Here is a 17,645-nt window from a genome sequence, read left to right as displayed (position 1 = left end):
CGGCGCCCGGCTGGCCGTCCAGCACTGGGACCACGCGCTGCGGTCCGGCGAGGCGGTGGCCGCCGCCGTCCTGGGCGCGGACGCGCCGGCCTACGACCCGGTGCCGTACTTCTGGTCCGAGCAGTTCGGGCGGATGGTCCAGTACGCCGGCCGGCACGCCGAGGGCGACGAGCTGGTCCGGCGCGGCGACCCGCGGGGCGCCGACTGGTCGGTGCTCTGGCTGCGCGACGGCGTGCCGAGCGCGCTGCTGACCGTGGACCGGCCGCGCGACCTGGCCCAGGGGCGGCGGCTGATCGAGCGCGGCACCGTGCTGGACCCGGCCCGGGCGGCCGACCCCGCGGTACCGCTGAAGGCGGCCGTCGCGGGGTAGGCGCGGGGCAGGTCTGGTGCGCGGTGGGCCGCGGAGGTGGCAGTCTGGTGGCGTGAGTGAGATCGAAAGCAAGATTGAATCCCTGGTCACCGACTGGATGTACCTGCCCGACATCTCGGAGCAGTGGGGGGTCCGGGTCACCGAGGTGCGTGACCTGGTCAAGAACGGCGGCCTGATCGCCGTCCGGCGCGGCCCCAACAAGTCGCTGCAGGTCCCGGCCGCGTTCATCGACGGCCCGGGCCTGGTCAAGCACCTGTCCGGCACCCTGACCGTCCTGCGGGACTGCGGGTACAACGACGCGGAGATCCTGGAGTGGCTCTTCACCGAGGACCCGTCGCTGCCCGGCAGCCCGATCCAGGCGCTGCGGGAGAACCGCGGCACCGAGGTGAAGCGCCGCGCCCAGGCGATGCTGATCTGATGGCGGCGGACACGCCGCGCGCCGGGCTCGCCGACGCCCGGCTGTACCTGTGCACCGACGCCCGCCGGGAGCAGGGCGACCTCGCCGAGTTCCTGGACGCGGCGCTGGCGGGCGGGGTGGACATCGTCCAGCTGCGCGACAAGGGCCTGGAGGCCAGGCAGGAGCTGGAGGCCCTGGAGGTCTTCGCCGACGCCTGCCGCCGGCACGGCAAGCTGCTGGCCGTCAACGACCGCGCCGACGTCGCCCACGCGGCCCGGCCGGACGTGCTGCACCTCGGCCAGGACGACCTGCCGGTGCCGGCCGCCCGGGCGATCCTCGGTGAGGACGTGCTGATCGGCCGCTCCTGCCACGCCGAGTCCGAGGTGGACGCGGCGATCGCCGAGCCCGGGGTGGACTACTTCTGCACCGGCCCGGTCTGGCCGACCCCGACCAAGCCGGGCCGCCCGGCCCCGGGCCTCGGCCTGGTCTCGTACGCGGCGAAGCAGGACACCGACCGGCCGTGGTTCGCGATCGGCGGGATCGACCTCGGCAACCTGGACGAGGTGCTCGCCGCCGGTGCCCGCCGGGTCGTCGTGGTGCGGGCCATCACGGCCGCGGCGGACCCCCGGGCGGCCGCCGCCGAGCTGTCCCGCCGGGTGCGCGCCGCGCTCTGAGCGGCGTCCCGGGTCTCGGTGGGACCCCGCAGGACCGGCCCGGGGCCGTCGCCGCCCGTCAGTGCGTTCAGTACTTGCGGACGGTGGCGGCCTCGGCCAGTGCCAGCAGCACCGTACGGGCCCGCTCGTCGGCGAGCGGCGCCGCCTCCAGCGCGGCCAGCGACTGCCGCATCAGCTCCTCGATCCGGCGCTCCACCAGCTCCGGCGCCCCGCTGCGGGCGACCAGCCCGCGCAGTTCGGCGACCTCCGGGGCCGCCAGGTCCGGCGCGCCCAGCCGCTCGTCCAGGTGCCGGGCGTCGGCGGCCGGCAGGCCCCGCATCGCGTGCGCGACCAGCAGGGTGCGCTTGCCCTCGCGCAGGTCGTCCCCGGCCGGCTTGCCGGTGACCGCCGGGTCCCCGAAGACGCCGAGCAGGTCGTCGCGCAGCTGGAAGGCCTCGCCCAGCGGCAGCCCGAACGCCCCGTACGCCTCGACCAGCTCCGGCCCGGCGCCGGCCAGCAGCGCGCCCACCTGGAGCGGTCGCTCGATGGTGTACTTCGCGGACTTGTAGTGCAGGACGGTCTGCGCCCGCTCCAGCGCGCCCTCGTCCGTCGAGTCGCCGGCCACCGGCTCCAGCACGTCCAGGTACTGGCCGAGCATGACCTCGGTGCGCATCAGGTCGAACACCGGCTTGGCGGCGAGCACGGCGGCGGGCTCCAGGCCGGAGCGCAGGAACAGCTCGTCGCACCAGATCAGCAGCAGGTCGCCGAGCAGCACCGCGGCCGAGGCGCCGTACTGCTCGCGGTCGCCGCGCCAGCCGCTGTCGCGGTGCAGCGCCTCGAAGCGGCGGTGGACCGAGGGCAGGCCGCGGCGGGTGTCGCTGCGGTCCATCAGGTCGTCGTGGACGAGGGCGCTGGCCTGGAGCAGCTCCAGGGCGGCGGCCGCGTTGGCGATCGCCTCGCCGGTCGCGCCTGCGGCCGGGCCACCGGCGCCGCGCCAGCCCCAGTAGCAGAAGCCCGGGCGCAGCCGCTTGCCGCCGTCCAGCAGGAAGTCGCGCAGCGCGTCGGCGGCGGGGGCCAGCTGGGGCGAGATCTTGTCGAGGAGCACGGACTGGCCGTCCATGAACGCGGCGAGCGCCGCGTTGACACGGGTGCGGACGTCCTCCACGTCCATGGGGTTGGCCGCACTGGTGGCCGCACTGAGGGCCGAACCGGGGCTGGCCGGCCGGGTGCTGGACGAGGTCACGATGGGGCTCCGCTGGTTCTCTGGGGTGCAGCAAGCGTAGCGGTGCGGCCGGGAACGGCTGTGCGAGCGGCTCGGCCCGGGGTGCGGGGGAGGGGCGGCGGAGCCGTTCCGGGGCGAAACGGAACGTCTTCCATCAGTTGTCTCAATAGATGGAATACGGTTGTCCGGCCCCTTCGAACGCCGGATAGCCTGCCAGCATGGCACTCGGAATCGCTTCCACGAGAACGGATCGCGCACTGACGGTGCGCGAACTCCTGGCGGCCGGCAAGCGCTCCTTCTCCTTCGAATTCATGCCGCCCCGCACCGAGGCCGGCGAGCAGAAGCTCTGGGACGCCATCCGCCGGCTCGAACCGCTCGACCCCAACTTCGTCTGCATGACGTACGGCGCCGGCGGCTCCTCGCGCGAGCGCACCGTCAACATGGTCGGCCGGATCGCCACCGAGACCACCCTGACCCCGGTCGCCCACCTCACCGCGGTGGACCACTCGATCGCGGAGCTGCGCAACATCATCGGCCAGTACGCCGACCAGGGCGTGCGCAACGTCCTCGCGGTCCGGGGCGACCCGCCCGGCGACCCGATGGGCGAGTGGGTCAAGCACCCCGAGGGCGTCACCTACGCGTACGAGCTGGTGGAGCTGATCAAGGGGATCGGCGACTTCTGCGTCGGCGTCGCGGCCTCCCCGAACATGCACCCGCGCTCGACCGACTGGGACGAGGACATCCGGCACTTCGTGGCGAAGATCCGCTCCGGGGCCGACTACGCGATCACCCAGATGTTCTTCGAGGTGGACGACTACCTGCGGCTGCGCGACCGGGTGGCGGCCGCCGGCTGCGAGACGCCGATCATCCCGGAGATCATGCCGGTCACCAACGCCAAGCAGCTGGAGCGCTTCCCGCAGCTCAGCGGCTCGGCCTTCCCCGTCGACCTGGAGGCCCGCCTGCGGGCGGCCATCGACGACCCGGCGGCGCTGCGGGCCATCGGCATGGAGCACGCCACCGCGATGGCCGAGCGCCTGCTCGCCGAGGGCGCGCCGGGTCTGCACTTCATCACGCTGAACCACTCGACGGCGACGCTGGAGATCTACCAGAACCTGGGACTGCACCAGCGCTGAGCGGGCGCTGCGGGGGCCTGCTCCCGCCGCGCCGACGCCGGGTGTTCACGAGCCCGTCACCGTACCGACGGTGGCGGGCTCGGTCGTGTGCGGCGGGTGCCCCGGGCGGCGGGAACGCGATGCGGTACCCCAGCCGTTGAACCGGTACAGTCGCCGCACACGCGCGGCGCACACGCGCGGGTACGCGACTGGAGGTAGCGGGGCGGATGGGCATCGGATACCTGCTGCTGTACGTCGCGTTGGCGGTGGTGGCGCTCTGGCTGGTCGCGGAGGTGCTGCTGCAGAACCGGGCACCGCTGCACTGGCGGGTCCTGGCCCTGGCCGGCTTCCTGGGCGTGGCCGCGGGGATGGTCCTCGGCTCGGTCGTGGTGATCGGGGCCGGCGCCGCGCTGTTCGCGGTCGGACAGGCCTTCGTCACCCTCTCGGTCAAGCGCGGCCACCAGACCGGCTGGTCCCTGCGGAAGCCCGACGGCAGCCTGCCCGGCCCGCTCGCCAAGGTGCCGCTGCTCGGCGCCCTCACCGGCGGCGCCGCCGCGGTGGCGGCCGCCGCGGTCGCCCGCAAGCGGGTCGGCGAGGTCAGCCCCGTCGAGGAGACCCCGGCCCCCGCGCCGCTGCCCACCCCGCTGCCCTCCCCGGCGCCCGACGAGGTGCCGGAGGTCGAGCAGACCGCCGCCTTCGAGATGCAGGAGCTCGCCCAGGACGGCGTCTACGCCCCCGGGTACTACGAGCAGCAGCAGCCGCAGGTCCAGCAGCAGCCCCAGGACCCGTACGCCCCCGCCTACCAGGCCGGCTACGACCAGCAGCAGTGGCAGACCCAGCAGCAGCCCGCCTACGCCTACGACCAGCAGCAGACCTACGGCGGCTACCCCCAGCAGCAGCCCGACCCGTACGGCGGCTACCCGCAGCAGCAGCAGAACCAGCAGCAGGACCCGTACGCGGGCTACCAGCAGCAGCCGCAGCACCAGCAGGCCTGGGACCAGACCGCCCAGCAGCAGCCCCAGCAGTGGCAGCCCCAGCCCGACCCGCACACCCAGGGCATCCCGCAGCAGCCGATGTACGACCAGAACCACGGCTACCAGCAGCAGAACACCTGGCACCAGCAGGGCTGACCGGCCCGACCGGGCCGTTACGCCGGGCCGATCAGGCCGGCGGTGATGCAGGCCGACATGCCGACGCGGGCGAGGCCGCCGCCGGGGTGGGCGTTGCCGCCGATCAGGTAGAGGCCGGGGACGGGGGACTCGTTGGCGGCCTTCAGCCAGGAGCCCGCGGAGCCGGCCAGGGCCGGGCGGGCGACCGCGCCGAACAGCGCGCCGGTCTCCCGGCGGGTGTCCTCCGGGGTGCGCACGACCCGCCACAGGATCCGCTCGCGCAGGCCCAGGCCGGCCGCGTCCACGTGGGCGAGCAGCCGGTCGGCGTAGCGGTCGGCGAACCCGGGGACGGTCCAGTCGACCTCGTCCTGGGCCGGGACGGTCGCGGTCAGCACCACGCTCTCGTGGTCGTCGTCGGGCCGCAGCGCCGGGTCGTCCGGGCGCAGCACCTGGACGGTGGGGCGCTCGCAGGGCGGCGCCGAGAGCGTCAGGGCGTTCGCCTCGGCGGCGGGGTCGGCCGCGTGGACGACCGTGCGGTGCGGGGTGCCCGCGGGCCGGGGGCCGCGCAGGGCGAGCAGCACACTGAAGTGGCCGGGCACCTCCACCGGCTCCCACTCCTCGGGCGGCAGCCCCGGCCACTCGGCCAGGCCGTGGCGGTAGAAGGCGTCGGTGTCCATCGCGGAGACCACCAGGTCCGCGTCGATCCGGCCGTCCGCCGTCTCGACCCCGGTCGCCCGGCCGCCCTCGACGACCACCCGGGTGACCGGGGTGTCGAAGCGGAACGCGACCTTGCGCAGCTCGCAGCGGCGGAACACCGCGTCCGCGAGGGCCCGCAGCCCGCCCCGGACGTACCAGACGCCGAAGGACTGCTCCATGTACGGCAGGACGGTGGCCCCGGCGGGTGCCATGGCCGAGGTGAAGCCGTACCGCAGCGCGGGCTCGCACAGCAGGGCGGTCAGGCCGGGGTGGCCGTCGAGCTCGCGCGCGGCCACGTGCTCCAGGGACCACGGCCGCGCGCGGCGCAGCCGGGCCAGGCCGGTGCGCGGCGGGACGGGGTACGGGTCGGTGCCCACCAGGGCCCGGTCGGCCGGGGACAGCACGCCGCGCTCGGCCGGCAGCGGCTCCTCCAGCAGCGGGCGGCGGGTGGCCTCCCAGACCGTCCGGCCGTGGTTCATCACCGCGCTCCAGCGGGCGCCGGAGCCGGCCCCGAAGGCGGCGTCCAGCGCCTGGCTGACGCCGCCGCGGGAGGCGTTCGGCAGGGTGACGGCGGTGCCGTCGGGGAACAGGTGCCGGCTCTCCGGGTCGACCGGGGCCAGCTCGACCAGCTGCTCCAGGGGCTCCTTGCCGGTCTTCAGCGCGAGGTCGCGGTAGACCGCCGGGAGGGTGAGCAGGCCGGGCCCGGTGTCGAAGGCGAAGCCCTCGCGCTCGTACCGCCCGACCATGCCCCCGTAGGTGCCGCCCGCCTCGCAGACCGTCACCCGGTGGCCGAGGGTCGCCAGCCGGGAGGCCGCCGCGAGCCCGCTCATTCCTGCGCCGATGACGACGATCTTTGCCATGGCACCTGATCCTAGGACCAGTCTCAGGCGCTCCCCGCCGCCGCCCGGGCGGCCCGGCGTTCGCGGCGGCGGGCCCGGAAGGCGCGGATCCGGCTGACCGCCAGCCAGACCAGCAGCAGCCCGGCGGCCAGGACCACGGCGGCGACCGAGGCGGCCAGCCAGGGGTGGAAGATCGCCAGGGTGATCAGGCCGGCCACCGAGAGGTCCTCGGCCATGCTGACCACGATGTTGCTGGCCGGCTCGGGGGAGGTGTTGACGGCCATCCGCAGCGAGGCCTTCACCAGGTGGCTGACCAGCGCCGAGGCGCCGCCCATCGCGCCGGCCGCGACCTCGCTCAGCGAGCCGGGGTCGTTGCCCGCGATCAGCACGCCGACGGTGGCGCCGGCGACCGGCCGGATCACCGTGTGCACGACGTCCCAGACGCTGTCCACGTACGGGATCTTGTCGGCCACCGCCTCCAGCGCGAACAGCACCGCGGCCACGACCAGCACGTCGGTGCGCTCCAGCGCCTGCGGCACCGAGTCCGCGTCGGCGAACCTGCCCAGCAGGCCGAGCAGCAGCACCACCGCGTAGGCGTTGATGCCGCTGGCCAGTCCGCTGGTGAAGATCAGCGGCAGGACCGTCATCTCGTCCCCCTCCTCGTCATCGCGTCCCCTGGTCGTCCGGCGGGCCGGTACCGCCCGGCCCCGCCGTACCGTACCCGGCACCCGGGACGCCGTGGACGCACCCGCCGGTTCCGGCGGCCGGCCGGACCGGGACGGGCCGGGGCGCACTGAGTACAAATACTCAGATCCGCGGTTGAGTACGTCAGCGGATGGCCCCCGACCTGCGGAGACGGGAGAGTGGTGGCACCCGGGAGGGCGGCGCGTCGGGCGCCGGGCCCGCCCGGGCGGCGGATCCGTCCGTCCCCCGGCCGAACCGGCCCGGGGAGGCGGCGGACGGACCGCCACGGGGCTGGTCACGGTCCCCGCACCGCCGACACGGGGCGGCGGAGCGGGCCGGGGGGAGACCGGCCGCGAGGGGGGAGCTCGCCACCGCCGACCACGGGGGAGCGGCGGAGCGACGGCACGGCGGCGGCGCGGAACCGGGGGAGGACCGCGCCCGCCGCCGCTACGCCTTTTCCGGACGCCCTTCCGGAGCCGCCCGGGGCGCGGCCGGCCCGGCCGGATTGTCAGTGGTGCCGTTCACGATGGAGGGGCACGGACCACCCGGTCCGCGCGCTGCCTCGGAACGGGGGAGACCATGACCGTCAGCCGTCCTGAGCCCGTCACCGCCCGCCTCCACTCCGCCGCCCCGCCGCAGCTCCCGGGCCCGTCCGCCGGGCGCCCCGCCGGAGCCGACGTCCACCCCGTGCTGCGCCGGGTCGCCGCGCCGCGGGCCGCCCTCGACCTGCTCGCCGACGCCCACCGCACCCTCACCCGGGCCCGCGCCCTGGAGGACCCGCTGGAGCGCTACGCCACCGCCCACCTGGCCGCGCTGCGCACGGTGGCGGCCGTCCTGGCGGTGCGCGGCCGCCCGGAGAAGAGCCCGCGCCGGCGCAAGGCCATCCGCAGCGCCTGGGAGGTGCTGCCCGAGGTGGCCCCGGAGCTCGCCGAGTGGGCGGTCTACTACGGTGCCGGCGCCCGCCGCCGGGCCGCCGCCGAGGCCGGGATCAGGGGCGCCGCCTCGGCCCGCGACGCCGACGACCTGGTCCGCAACTCCGCCCTCTTCCTGCGCCTGGTCGAGCGCCTGCTCGGCCTGCACGCCGCGCCGCCCCCGCCCCGGCTCCCGTCGGACGGCGTCGTGGGCCCGGCAAGGATCCCTGGGACAGGCTCTAAGGTGGAGGCAACCTGATCGAACTGCACGTGCCAAGGAGTCCCACCTTGTACCCGACGCGTCCCCGCAGTGCCCTGCGTACCGCCGTGGTGTGGGAGGTGGTCCGGGCGGCCCTGGAGAAGCGGTCGGCCGAGCTGGACCAGCCGGTGCTCGACGTGGTCGACACCGGCGGCGGCACCGGGAACTTCGCGGTGCCGGTCGCCAAGCTCGGCCACCGCGTCACCGTGGTCGACCCGAGCCCGGACGCCCTGTTCGCCCTGGAGCGCCGGGCCGCCGAGGCCGGTGTGACGGACCTGGTGCGCGCCGTCCAGGGCGACACCCAGACCCTGCCCGAGCTGGTCGCCCCCGGCAGTGTGGACGCGGTGCTCTGCCACGGCGTGCTGGAGGTCGTGGACGACCCGGCCGAGGCGCTCGGCAGCCTGGCGGGCGCCCTGCGCAAGGGCGGCGTGGTCAGCCTGCTGGCGGCCAACCGCAATGGCGCCGTGCTGGCCCGCGCGCTGGCCGGCCACTTCACCGAGGCCCGTACCGTGCTGTCCGCCGCCGACGGCCGCTGGGGCGAGCAGGACCCGATGCCGCGCCGCTTCACCGGCGAGGAGCTGGGCCGGCTGGCCGAGGCCGCGGGCCTGCGGGTGCAGTCGGTGCACGGCGTACGGGTATTCTCCGACCTCGTCCCCGGCGTGCTGGTGGACACCGAGCCGGGCGCGCTGGACGCGCTGCTGAAGCTGGAGGAGGCCGCCGCCGCGCAGCCCGCCTTCCACGCCGTGGCGACCCAGCTGCACCTGCTGGCCACCCTGGCCTGAGGCGCCCCTCCCGGCCCGCGCGCCCCTTCACGCGCGCCTCCGCCGTCGTACGGTTTTTTTGCCCGCCGTACGGCGGTGGTTCGCGCCCCGGAGGCCCGCCCGTTCCCGCGCCGTGACCCCTCGGTGGCCCGCCCGTTTCCGGGCCCGGCGGCGGCCGGGCGGTGCCACCCGGCGGCAAACCTCCCCAGGTCCGGGACGATTCCATCCGATCGGGCACTTGTCCGGGGCGTGGCGCGTTGACTCCGATGCGGCCGTCCCCGCTCGAAGTGGCCCGTCCCACGCGGCGCAGACCACCCCGTAACGGGCCCACGGACCGTATGATCTGGGTAAAGCCGGAAAGCATGACAGCCGGACGCGTGGGGCATATGGACGACACGGGCCGGGTCCCCCGCACGGGCGTCCGACCGTGTGCCCCAAGGCTGATTGGACTTGCCTCCCCGACCGGGGTGGGCGGACCGGTCGCACCCGCGACCGACGAGTAGGAGGACTCCGTGCCGCTCTCGGAGCACGAGCAGCGACTGCTCGACCAGATGGAGCGAGCGCTGTATGCCGAAGATCCCAAATTCGCGTCTGCGCTTGAGGGAACCGGGCTGCGCACCTACACCCGTCGGCGGGTCTACCTGGCCGTCGCCGGCTTCGTGGTGGGCATCGGCCTGCTGATGGGCGGCATGGTCGTACCGGATCAGATCTGGGTCAGCGTCGTGGGCTTCCTGGTGATGCTCGGGTGCGCGGTGTTCGCCGTGACCGGCTGGCGCCGCGGTCCCGCGGGCCAGGGCACCGGAGCCCGTCCGGCCGCCGCCCCGCGCCGCAAGGCCGGGATGATGGACCGGGTGGAGCAGCGCTGGCAGCGCCGCCGGGACGAGCAGACCGGCGGGTTCTGAGCCGCTCGGCCGATACGTACGAAGCCGGGGCGGGCAGTCGATCGACTGCCCGCCCCGGCTTCGTGTCCGGAAGGGAAACCCCCGGGTCAGGACTCCGGGGTGGACCCCTTGCCCCGGGTGAGGACCCGTCGCACCGGCGCGGAGACGGCCTCGACCGCCCGGGCGACCGCGGCGCCGGCCGTCGCCCGGGCCGCCCGCGCCGCGTCGGAGATCCGCCACCACAGCTGCGCCGAGGACGGCGGCAGCAGCAGCGCCCTGGTCCGTCCGGCCCGGCCGGCGGCCGCCCGCAGCCCGCGCCGCACGGTGCGGACGTCGGCGGCCAGCGGCTCGGTGACGGGCTGCCCGGGCGGGGCGTAGAGCACCCGCTCGGTGGCCAGCGCCAGTCGGCCGGTGGCCGCCGCCGAATCCGCGTCCAGGTGGGCCTTCTCGGTGATCCGGTGGGCCGCCGAGCGCGGGGTGCGTGACTCGTCCGGGGGAATTCCGAGGTCCCAGGCGGAGTCGACCAGCTCGTCCCAGGCGGCCAGCACCTGGGCGTCGGTCAGCTCCGCCGCTCCGCTCCCGCCGGGCCCGCGCCGCCCGCCGCCGCCCAGCCGGCGACGGCGCACGGCCGCGCGCCAGACCATCGGGACGAGCAGCAGGGCGATCAGCGCGAGCACCGCGGCCAGGGTGCCGAGCACCTGGCCGGAGAGCAGCCAGGACTCCTCGGCGGTCTTGGCGACGGCCTTGTCCTTGGAACCGCACTCGCCGAGCTGGCGCTGCTTGGCGGTGCAGTCCGAGCCGGAGCTCGGCAGCGGGGCGGCCGAGGCGGTCTGCGGGGCGGCGGTCGCCTGCTGGGTCGGCGCGGTGGTCGGGGCGGTGGACGCCTCGGTGTAGCGGGTCGGGACGCCGCGGCTCGGGGTCGGCTCGAAGCGCAGCCAGCCGTAGCCCGTGAAGTACAGCTCGGGCCAGGCGTGGTACATCCGGCCGGTCACCGAGTAGACGTTGCCGCCCTTGCTGTCGCCGGGGGTGAAGCCGACGGCCACCCGGGCCGGGATCTTCAGCTCCCGGGCCATCGCCGCCATGGTGGAGGCGAAGTGCACGCAGAAGCCCCGCCGGTCGCGCAGGAAGACGGCGATGGCGTTGCTGCCGGTGCCGCCGCTGACGGCGGTGTCGTACGTGAAGCCCGGCCCGGTGAACCAGTTGACCAGCGCCGTCGCCCGGTCGAAGTCGTTCTTCGCGCCGGCGGTGACGGCCTTGGCCTGCTCGGCGACGACCGGCGGCAGGTCGGTCGGGAGGGCGGTGTAGCGCTCCCTGATGTCCGACGGCGCGGTGCCCGCGAGGCGCAGCTCGTTGGCGGTGGGCCGCACGTCCAGGGCGGTGACGTGGTAGCTCAGGCCGCGGATCGCCTTGTCGCTGGTCGGCAGGACGGTACGGGTCAGCGGGTCGAGCTTCCAGGCGCTCCGGTCGGGGAGCTGGACGGAGGCGGCCGGGTAGGGCATCGGCAGCCAGCTCCCCCCCAGCCGCTCGTCGACCTTGAAGTCGCCCTCGAAGCGGGCCACCTGGGGGTCGCGCAGGCCCTCGGGGGCGGGCAGGGCCGCCGGGAGGTCCTGGACGGTGGTGCTGCCGAGCCGCCAGTTGACGCCGTCGAACTGGTCGAGCGAGCCGGTCCGCAGGTAGACCTGGTCGGCCAGCGGGGTGTCCAGGGTGTAGCTGAGCAGCTCCGCGTCGGTCGGCTTGGAGATCGCGGCCTCCAGGCTGACGAGCGGGTCGAGGCTGGTCGACAGGCTCCCGCCGACGCCCTTGCCGCCCGATCCGCCGGATCCGGAGTTCAGCAGCCCGAAGCTCCAGTGCGGCAGGACCACCGGCAGCAGCAGCGCCACCGCCAGGGCCAGCACGCCGACCTGCCGGCCGCCCGGGCTGACCCGGCCGGACTCCACCGAGCCGCGCGCACCGCCGTAGAACACCCGGCCCCAGCGGGAGACCCGGTCCTGGCCCTCGGCGAACAGCAGCAGCAGGTAGCCGGCCGCGGCGACGGCGAACCAGACCCAGCTGCCGTGCTCCCCGGCCAGGCCGTTGCCGACCGAGTACAGCGCCAGCAGCGGCAGCCCGGCCAGCGCCGAGCGCCGGTAGGTCACCGCGACGGTGTCCACCGCGACGGCGATCAGCCCGATCGCCGAGACCAGGATCAGCCGCAGTCCGGCGGTGGGCGGAGCCGGGATGGCGTACTGCTGTATGTCGTCCAGGCCGGCGGTGAAGACCTGGTCCAGGACCCGCAGCGCGGACGGGCCGGGCAGCATCCCGCCCTCGCCGGCGAAGCCGAGCAGCAGCAGGAGGAGCAGGACCAGCAGCTGCCCGAGCGGTACCGTCCAGCGGTACACCGGGGCACGGCGCAGGCCCGCGCCGGCCGCGGCGACCACGGCGATCACCAGGAGGGCGTGGGTGAGCCAGCTGCGGGTGGTGAGCAGCGGCATCATGCACAGCGCGGCGAGGGCGGTGGCCAGCGCCGAGTACGCGGTCAGTTTGGCCCGGGTGGTCACGCGCCGGCCTCTTCTCGGTAGGGGGCGGTCGTCCGGCTGCCGTCGGCGGCCCGCCACAGGTCCGGTACGGAGTCCCCGGCCCGTACCGGGATCACCGTCCAGCCGGCTTCGCGCAGCTGCTGGACCCGGGCCCGGAAGTCGTCGCCGCCGGTGTCCGGGGCGAGCATCCGCAGGCCGGCCCAGGTGCCGGTGTCCAGCAGGAAGGCGATCGCCCCGCCGGCGCGGCTGCGCAGCCGGCCCAGCCGGGTGGCCTGGGCGTCGTCCAGCTCGCCGAGGACGGCGACCAGCAGGCCCTCGCCGCCGGCGCGCAGCGGGTCCTCGGCGCGGGACAGGGTGCCGCCGTCGGACAGGTCGGCGACCGCGAGGGCGTCCAGGACCAGCCCGGAGGTGTCGGCGCCGCTGTGGCTGCCGCCCGCGCCCGGCCCGGGCACCGACAGCCCGGTGTCGGTGAGCAGCCGGGTCTGGTAGCCGCGCTCCAGCAGGTGCACGGCGACCGAGGCGGCGCAGCCGACCGCCCACTCGAAGGAGGAGGCGGGGCCGCTGCCCCGGTGGGCGATCTCCCGGGTGTCCAGCACGACGGTGGCCCGGGCCTGCTGCGGCTGCTCCTCGCGGCGCACCATCAGCTCGCCGTACCGGGCGGTGGAGCGCCAGTGCACCCGGCGCAGGTCGTCGCCGGGCCGGTACTCGCGCAGGATCACGTCGTCGTCGCCGGCCAGCGCCAGGGTGCGGCTGTGGCTCTCGCCCTGGCCGATCCACTCGCCGCTGAGCCGTACCGACGGCAGCGCCTGGACCTGGGGGACGACGGTGAGGACGTCGGAGGCGGTGAAGGCGCGGGTCACCTCGCACATCCCGAACGGGTCGGCCAGCCGCAGCTGGAGCGGCCCGAGCGGGTAGCGGCCGCGCAGGTCGGAGCGGACCCGGTAGGAGACCTCGCGGTGGCCGCGCGGCTCGACCCGGTCCAGCACGAAGCGCGGGCGCGGCCCGAGCACGTACGGGACCTTGTCCTCCAGCAGCAGCACCCCGGTGGGCACCCGGGAGACGTTGTCGACCCGCAGGTGGACCCGGGCCTCCTGGCCGGCGACCGCCCGGCGCGGGCTGAGCCGGCGTCCGCTGGCCACCCGGTAGCGGGTGTTGGCGACGACCACCACGGCGACCAGCGGCAGCGCGGCGAGCAGGACGCCGACACGCAGCAGGGCGTCCTGGTCGAGCAGGTAGGAGCAGGCCACCGCAGTGACCCCGGCGGCGAGGAAGGACCGCCCCCGGGTGGTGAGACCGCGGAACCCGGCCCGCAGTCCCGATGATTCGGACTGGGCCACCTCAGCCCCTCCGGACGGCCGGGCCGCCCTGCGGGCGCGGCAGCGGCAGCCGGGCGACCAGGTCGGCCACGATCTGCTCGGAGGTGCGGCGGCTGAGCTGGGTCTCGGCGGTCGGCATCAGACGGTGCGCCAGGACCGGGACGGCGAGGCGCTGGATGTCGTCGGGGGTGACGTAGTCGCGCCCGTCCAGCGCGGCGGCGGCGCGGGCGGCCCGGACCAGGTGCAGGGTCGCGCGGGGCGAGGCGCCCAGGCGCAGCTCGGGGCTGGTGCGGGTGGCGCCGACCAGGTCGACGGCGTAGCGGCGGACCGGGTCGGCGATGTGCACGGTGCGGACCAGGTCGATCAGCTTGAGGATGTCGGAGGCGTGCGCGACCGGCTGGAGGTCCTCCAGCGGGCTGGCGCCGGCGTGGGTGTCGAGCATCGCGAGCTCGGCCTCGGGGCTGGGGTAGCCGATCGAGATCCGGGCCATGAAGCGGTCGCGCTGGGCCTCCGGCAGGGGGTACGTGCCCTCCATCTCGACCGGGTTCTGGGTGGCCACGACCATGAACGGCGAGGGCAGTTCGTAGCTGGTGCCGTCGATGGTGACCTGGCGCTCCTCCATGGACTCCAGCAGCGCCGACTGGGTCTTCGGCGAGGCGCGGTTGATCTCGTCGCCGACCACGACCTGGGCGAAGATCGCGCCCGGGCGGAACTCGAAGTCGTGCCGCTGCTGGTCGTAGATGTTGGTGCCGGTGACGTCCGAGGGCAGCAGGTCGGGCGTGAACTGGATGCGGCGCACGGTGCAGTCGAGCGAGCGGGCGAGCGCCTTGGCCAGCATGGTCTTGCCGACGCCGGGCACGTCCTCCAGCAGCAGGTGGCCCTCGGCGAGCAGGACGGTCAGGGCGATCCGGACGGCCTCCGGCTTGCCCTCGATCACGCTCTCGACGTTGCCGCGCACGCGGTCCACGACCGCGGCGAGTTCGGGGAGCCCGGTCTGCCGGAACCCGCCCGCCCGCTGCGGTTCGCCCCCCGCGGGACTGCCGAGTCCGGCCTGATCCTTGTAGCTCGTCACCCGTATACGCTCCCTGGCACCCTGTGCCCGCCCCGTCCCGAGGCCGGACCCCACCCCATGCTTGACGCGGCCGTCCCGGGGGCGGTTCCGAACGAGGAGCCGGCGGCCGGGAAGGCGGCCTGCGGCCTGGCCGCCCCAGGTGGTTCGGGGTCCGACCGGCAGGCGCATTCTCCCCCGCGGGATGGCCAGAAGTCACCATTCGGCGGTGCCCGAATGCCCGGACACCGTCGGCCGGGCAGGGTCGGGGCGGGTCGCTCAGTCGATCTCGCGGAGCAGGCCGGTGTGGACGTCGAAGACGAAGCCGCGGACGTCGTCGGTGTGCGGCAGGAAGGGAGAGGTGCGGACGCGCTGCATGGACTGGCGGACGTCGCCGTCCAGGTCGACGAAGGCCTCCACCGCCCACTGCGGGCGCTGGCCGACCTCCAGCTCCAGCTCGCGGCGGAAGTCCTCGGTCAGCCCGAGCAGGCCGCAGCCGGTGTGGTGGATCAGCGCGATCGAGCGGGTGCCGAGGGCGCGCTGGCTGATGGTCAGGGACCGGATGGTGTCGTCGGTGACGACGCCGCCGGCGTTGCGGATGACGTGGGCGTCGCCGAGTTCGAGGCCGAGCGCGGCGAACAGGTCGAGTCGGGCGTCCATGCAGGCGACCACGGCGATCTTCTGCACCGGGCGGGCGTCCATGCCGCCGTCCCGGAAGGTCACCGCGTAGGCGCGGTTGGCCGTGACGAAGCGGTCGATGACGGTGGGTCTGGCAGGGTCGGCAGCGGCGTTCGGCGAGGGCCGGTCGGGTGTCACTGTCATGGGGGCGACGTTAGTGCGGATCGGGCCCGCGCGGTGGGGCCGGGAGCTACAGAACGGCGGGCCGTGATCGGGTGCATCGCCACAACGGGAGCTGCTCCCGGAGCGGCCGCCGCCGACCCGCACGCGGGGCGGCCAGGGGGCGCGCGCCCGCCGCCGAAGGCCCCCGATCCGGACCGCCGCCGGTCCGCCCCGAGGGCCGCGACCTGCGGTGATCCGTACCGCCGCCCGGGTGGTGCGCCGGAGCGGGCCATTGACTGGCAGGGGCCGCGCGATAGAGTTTGCGGCGCAGTGGAGCACACCCGCCGGGGCCCGTCAACGGGGCTTCCCCGGCCGGTGCGGCCCGGTCGAAGCGGCCCGTGGCCTCCTCCCGCTCCGTGCCCACCTGGCGCACCTTCCCCGGCGCCGGGCGGTCACGACCTTCCCCTCGAGCGGGCGGGGACCACGGGCCGCTTCGTCGTGCCGGGGCACGGTGGGCGAGAATGGTCGCAGCTCCCGGACGTCGGGCTGCTCCGCACCGAGGAAGGGCGCCACCGCGCATGACCACCAACGAACCGGGCCCCAAGCACGTTCCGGTGATGCTCCAGCGGTGCATGGACGCGCTCGCACCGGCGATCTCGCGCCCCGGGGCCGTCGTGGTGGACGCCACCCTCGGCCTCGGCGGGCACAGCGAGGCGCTGCTGACCCAGTTCCCTGAGGTGCGGCTGGTCGCGGTGGACCGCGACCCGGCGGCGCTGAAGCTGTCCGGCGAGCGGCTGGCCCCGTTCGGCGACCGGGCGACCCTGGTGCACGCCGTCTACGACGAGATCCCCGAGGTGCTGGAGCGCCTGGACATCGACCGGGTCGACGGCGTCCTGTTCGACCTCGGCGTCTCCTCGATGCAGCTGGACGAGGCGGACCGCGGCTTCGCGTACGCGCAGGACGCGCCGCTGGACATGCGGATGGACCAGACCCGGGGGATCAGCGCGGCGGAGGTGCTGAACACCTACGGCCACGGCGACCTGGCCCGCATCCTCAAGGTGTACGGCGAGGAGCGGTTCGCCGGGAAGATCGCCTCGGCGATCCTGCGGGAGCGGGAGAAGGAACCGTTCACCAACAGCGCGCGTCTGGTCGAGTTGGTGCGGAACGCCATTCCGGCGGCGACCCGTCGGACCGGCGGGAACCCGGCGAAGCGGACGTTCCAGGCGCTGCGGATCGAGGTCAACGGCGAGCTGGAGGTCCTGGACCGGGCGATCCCGGGGGCGCTGGACGTCCTCGCGATCGGCGGCCGGATCGTGGTGATGTCCTACCAGTCGCTGGAGGACCGGCTCGTCAAGCAGTACCTGGCCGCCGGTGCGACCAACACCGCTCCGCCGGGGCTGCCGTTCATCCCGGAGGAGCACCAGCCCTGGCTCAAACTGATCACTCGCGGTGCCGAGCTGGCCACCGAGGAGGAGATCGAGGAGAACCGGCGCGCCGCGCCCGTACGGCTGCGGGTGGCGGAGAGGATCAGGGACCGAAGCAAGCGGGGCTGACGAACCGGCCCGGCGGGGTCCGAAGGGCGGAGGAAAGCGGTGGGGCCGGTGGCCGGTGAGGTCCGGGCGGGGCGGGGAGGACTCCCAGGGCAGGGCAGGGCGCGGATCACGGTCCGGCCGGGCAGGCGTCCGGTACGGAGGCGCACACCGTTCGCGGTGCTCGTCGTGGTGCTGCTGGCGGCCGGGCTGCTCGGCCTGCTCGCGCTGAACACCGCACTCAACGAGGGCTCCTTCGAGCTGTCCCGACTGCAGAAGCAGACCACCGTGGCGACCGACGAACAGCAGAGCCTCCAGCACGAGATCGACCAGAGCTCGGCCCCGGACGCGCTGGCCAGGCGCGCCGCCGAGCTGGGCATGGTCCCGGCCGGCGGGATGGCCTTCCTGGACGTCCCGAACGGCGGCAAGGTGGTCGGCACCCCCGGCCCGGCGCAGGACAGCCCGCCGGTCAAGCGCTCCACGGCCGAGCCGTGGCCGACCAGGACCCCCTCCGGTGCCGCCCAGCCGAGCGCGGCCCCGCCCGCCGCCGGGCCGTCACCGG

17 protein-coding genes are annotated in these 17,645 nt (G+C 75.2%); 10 read left to right on the top strand and 7 right to left on the bottom strand.

The window, feature by feature from the left end:
- The 3 genes from AE652_RS15375 to thiE form a co-directional block, all read left to right on the top strand.
- Nucleotides 1–370 (top strand): oxidoreductase C-terminal domain-containing protein (locus AE652_RS15375; RefSeq protein WP_049651936.1); only part of this gene is annotated, 370 nt, incomplete at its 5' end.
- A gap of 52 nt (nucleotides 371–422) precedes the next feature.
- The gene (locus AE652_RS15370; RefSeq protein WP_049651935.1) at nucleotides 423–788 is read left to right on the top strand and encodes an Rv2175c family DNA-binding protein; all 366 of its coding nucleotides are present in this window, start codon (nucleotides 423–425) and stop codon (nucleotides 786–788) included.
- Nucleotides 788–1,441, top strand: coding sequence for a thiamine phosphate synthase (gene thiE / locus AE652_RS15365; protein ID WP_049651934.1), 654 nt, complete (start codon nucleotides 788–790; stop codon nucleotides 1,439–1,441). The genes AE652_RS15370 and thiE overlap by 1 nt, the downstream gene beginning before the upstream one ends.
- A 67-nt stretch (nucleotides 1,442–1,508) precedes the next feature.
- On the opposite strand, the gene AE652_RS15360 is transcribed toward thiE, so the two are convergent.
- Nucleotides 1,509–2,663 carry a polyprenyl synthetase family protein gene (locus AE652_RS15360; RefSeq protein ID WP_234348394.1) on the bottom strand — a complete coding sequence of 385 codons (1,155 nt, stop codon included), beginning with the start codon at nucleotides 2,661–2,663 and terminating at the stop codon, nucleotides 1,509–1,511.
- Nucleotides 2,664–2,860: 197 nt separating this feature from the next.
- Between AE652_RS15360 and metF the strand changes: the two genes are divergently transcribed.
- Entirely contained in the window at nucleotides 2,861–3,775 is a 915-nt protein-coding gene (gene metF / locus AE652_RS15355) for a methylenetetrahydrofolate reductase [NAD(P)H] (protein WP_049651933.1), read from the top strand.
- A gap of 206 nt (nucleotides 3,776–3,981) precedes the next feature.
- On the top strand, nucleotides 3,982–4,884 hold the full coding sequence (locus tag AE652_RS15350; RefSeq protein WP_049651932.1) for a hypothetical protein: 903 nt from the start codon (nucleotides 3,982–3,984) through the stop codon (nucleotides 4,882–4,884).
- A gap of 17 nt (nucleotides 4,885–4,901) precedes the next feature.
- Here the strand turns inward: AE652_RS15350 and AE652_RS15345 are convergent, their stop codons facing one another.
- Nucleotides 4,902–6,419, bottom strand: a complete 1,518-nt coding sequence (locus AE652_RS15345; RefSeq protein WP_049651931.1) for an NAD(P)/FAD-dependent oxidoreductase — start codon at nucleotides 6,417–6,419, stop codon at nucleotides 4,902–4,904.
- Nucleotides 6,420–6,442: 23 nt separating this feature from the next.
- On the bottom strand, nucleotides 6,443–7,045 hold the full coding sequence (locus AE652_RS15340; protein WP_049651930.1) for a DUF4126 domain-containing protein: 603 nt from the start codon (nucleotides 7,043–7,045) through the stop codon (nucleotides 6,443–6,445).
- A 616-nt stretch (nucleotides 7,046–7,661) separates the two neighbouring features.
- Between AE652_RS15340 and AE652_RS15335 the strand changes: the two genes are divergently transcribed.
- From AE652_RS15335 to AE652_RS15325, 3 genes are all read left to right on the top strand, one after another.
- Nucleotides 7,662–8,252 carry an SAV_6107 family HEPN domain-containing protein gene (locus tag AE652_RS15335; protein ID WP_049651929.1) on the top strand — a complete coding sequence of 197 codons (591 nt, stop codon included), beginning with the start codon at nucleotides 7,662–7,664 and terminating at the stop codon, nucleotides 8,250–8,252.
- Between the two features lie 29 nt (nucleotides 8,253–8,281).
- Nucleotides 8,282–9,034, top strand: coding sequence for a methyltransferase domain-containing protein (locus tag AE652_RS15330; RefSeq protein ID WP_049651928.1), 753 nt, complete (start codon nucleotides 8,282–8,284; stop codon nucleotides 9,032–9,034).
- A 491-nt stretch (nucleotides 9,035–9,525) separates the two neighbouring features.
- Nucleotides 9,526–9,915: a DUF3040 domain-containing protein gene (locus AE652_RS15325; RefSeq protein WP_049651927.1), complete on the top strand. Its 390-nt coding sequence runs from the start codon at nucleotides 9,526–9,528 to the stop codon at nucleotides 9,913–9,915.
- A gap of 86 nt (nucleotides 9,916–10,001) precedes the next feature.
- Here the strand turns inward: AE652_RS15325 and AE652_RS15320 are convergent, their stop codons facing one another.
- The 4 genes from AE652_RS15320 to AE652_RS15305 form a co-directional block, all read right to left on the bottom strand.
- A complete protein-coding gene (locus tag AE652_RS15320; RefSeq protein ID WP_049651926.1) occupies nucleotides 10,002–12,431 on the bottom strand; it encodes a DUF3488 and transglutaminase-like domain-containing protein in 2,430 nt (809 codons plus the stop codon).
- Nucleotides 12,428–13,747 carry a DUF58 domain-containing protein gene (locus AE652_RS15315; RefSeq protein WP_049651925.1) on the bottom strand — a complete coding sequence of 440 codons (1,320 nt, stop codon included), beginning with the start codon at nucleotides 13,745–13,747 and terminating at the stop codon, nucleotides 12,428–12,430. Before AE652_RS15315 ends, AE652_RS15320 begins: the two co-directional genes overlap by 4 nt.
- A 1-nt stretch (nucleotide 13,748) precedes the next feature.
- Nucleotides 13,749–14,693 carry a MoxR family ATPase gene (locus AE652_RS15310; RefSeq protein ID WP_107086444.1) on the bottom strand — a complete coding sequence of 315 codons (945 nt, stop codon included), beginning with the start codon at nucleotides 14,691–14,693 and terminating at the stop codon, nucleotides 13,749–13,751.
- Nucleotides 14,694–15,053: 360 nt separating this feature from the next.
- On the bottom strand, nucleotides 15,054–15,596 hold the full coding sequence (locus AE652_RS15305; protein ID WP_049651923.1) for a carbonic anhydrase: 543 nt from the start codon (nucleotides 15,594–15,596) through the stop codon (nucleotides 15,054–15,056).
- A gap of 536 nt (nucleotides 15,597–16,132) precedes the next feature.
- Between AE652_RS15305 and rsmH the strand changes: the two genes are divergently transcribed.
- Together rsmH and AE652_RS47370 are read left to right on the top strand one after the other, a co-directional pair.
- Nucleotides 16,133–17,107, top strand: coding sequence for a 16S rRNA (cytosine(1402)-N(4))-methyltransferase RsmH (gene rsmH / locus AE652_RS15300; RefSeq protein WP_049651922.1), 975 nt, complete (start codon nucleotides 16,133–16,135; stop codon nucleotides 17,105–17,107).
- A 156-nt stretch (nucleotides 17,108–17,263) separates the two neighbouring features.
- A partial coding sequence (locus AE652_RS47370; RefSeq protein WP_063780166.1) for a hypothetical protein occupies nucleotides 17,264–17,645 on the top strand: 382 nt, incomplete at its 3' end.

This window comes from Kitasatospora sp. MY 5-36, from assembly GCF_001182915.1.
In the GTDB taxonomy this organism is placed as follows: Bacteria; Actinomycetota; Actinomycetes; order Streptomycetales; family Streptomycetaceae; genus Kitasatospora.
The sequence above is the reverse complement of the archived record's forward strand: the minus strand, read 5'-3'. Positions and strand labels throughout refer to the sequence as shown.

Excerpts from the sequence above, each read along its gene's own strand:
- thiE (WP_049651934.1), top strand. The coding sequence starts at position 788 with ATGGCGGCGGACACGCCGCGCGCCGGGCTCGCCGACGCCCGGCTGTAC.
- metF (WP_049651933.1), top strand. The coding sequence starts at position 2,861 with ATGGCACTCGGAATCGCTTCCACGAGAACGGATCGCGCACTGACGGTG.
- AE652_RS15350 (WP_049651932.1), top strand. The coding sequence starts at position 3,982 with ATGGGCATCGGATACCTGCTGCTGTACGTCGCGTTGGCGGTGGTGGCG.
- AE652_RS15345 (WP_049651931.1), bottom strand. The coding sequence starts at position 6,419 with ATGGCAAAGATCGTCGTCATCGGCGCAGGAATGAGCGGGCTCGCGGCG.
- AE652_RS15340 (WP_049651930.1), bottom strand. The coding sequence starts at position 7,045 with ATGACGGTCCTGCCGCTGATCTTCACCAGCGGACTGGCCAGCGGCATC.
- AE652_RS15335 (WP_049651929.1), top strand. The coding sequence starts at position 7,662 with ATGACCGTCAGCCGTCCTGAGCCCGTCACCGCCCGCCTCCACTCCGCC.
- AE652_RS15305 (WP_049651923.1), bottom strand. The coding sequence starts at position 15,596 with ATGACAGTGACACCCGACCGGCCCTCGCCGAACGCCGCTGCCGACCCT.
- rsmH (WP_049651922.1), top strand. The coding sequence starts at position 16,133 with ATGACCACCAACGAACCGGGCCCCAAGCACGTTCCGGTGATGCTCCAG.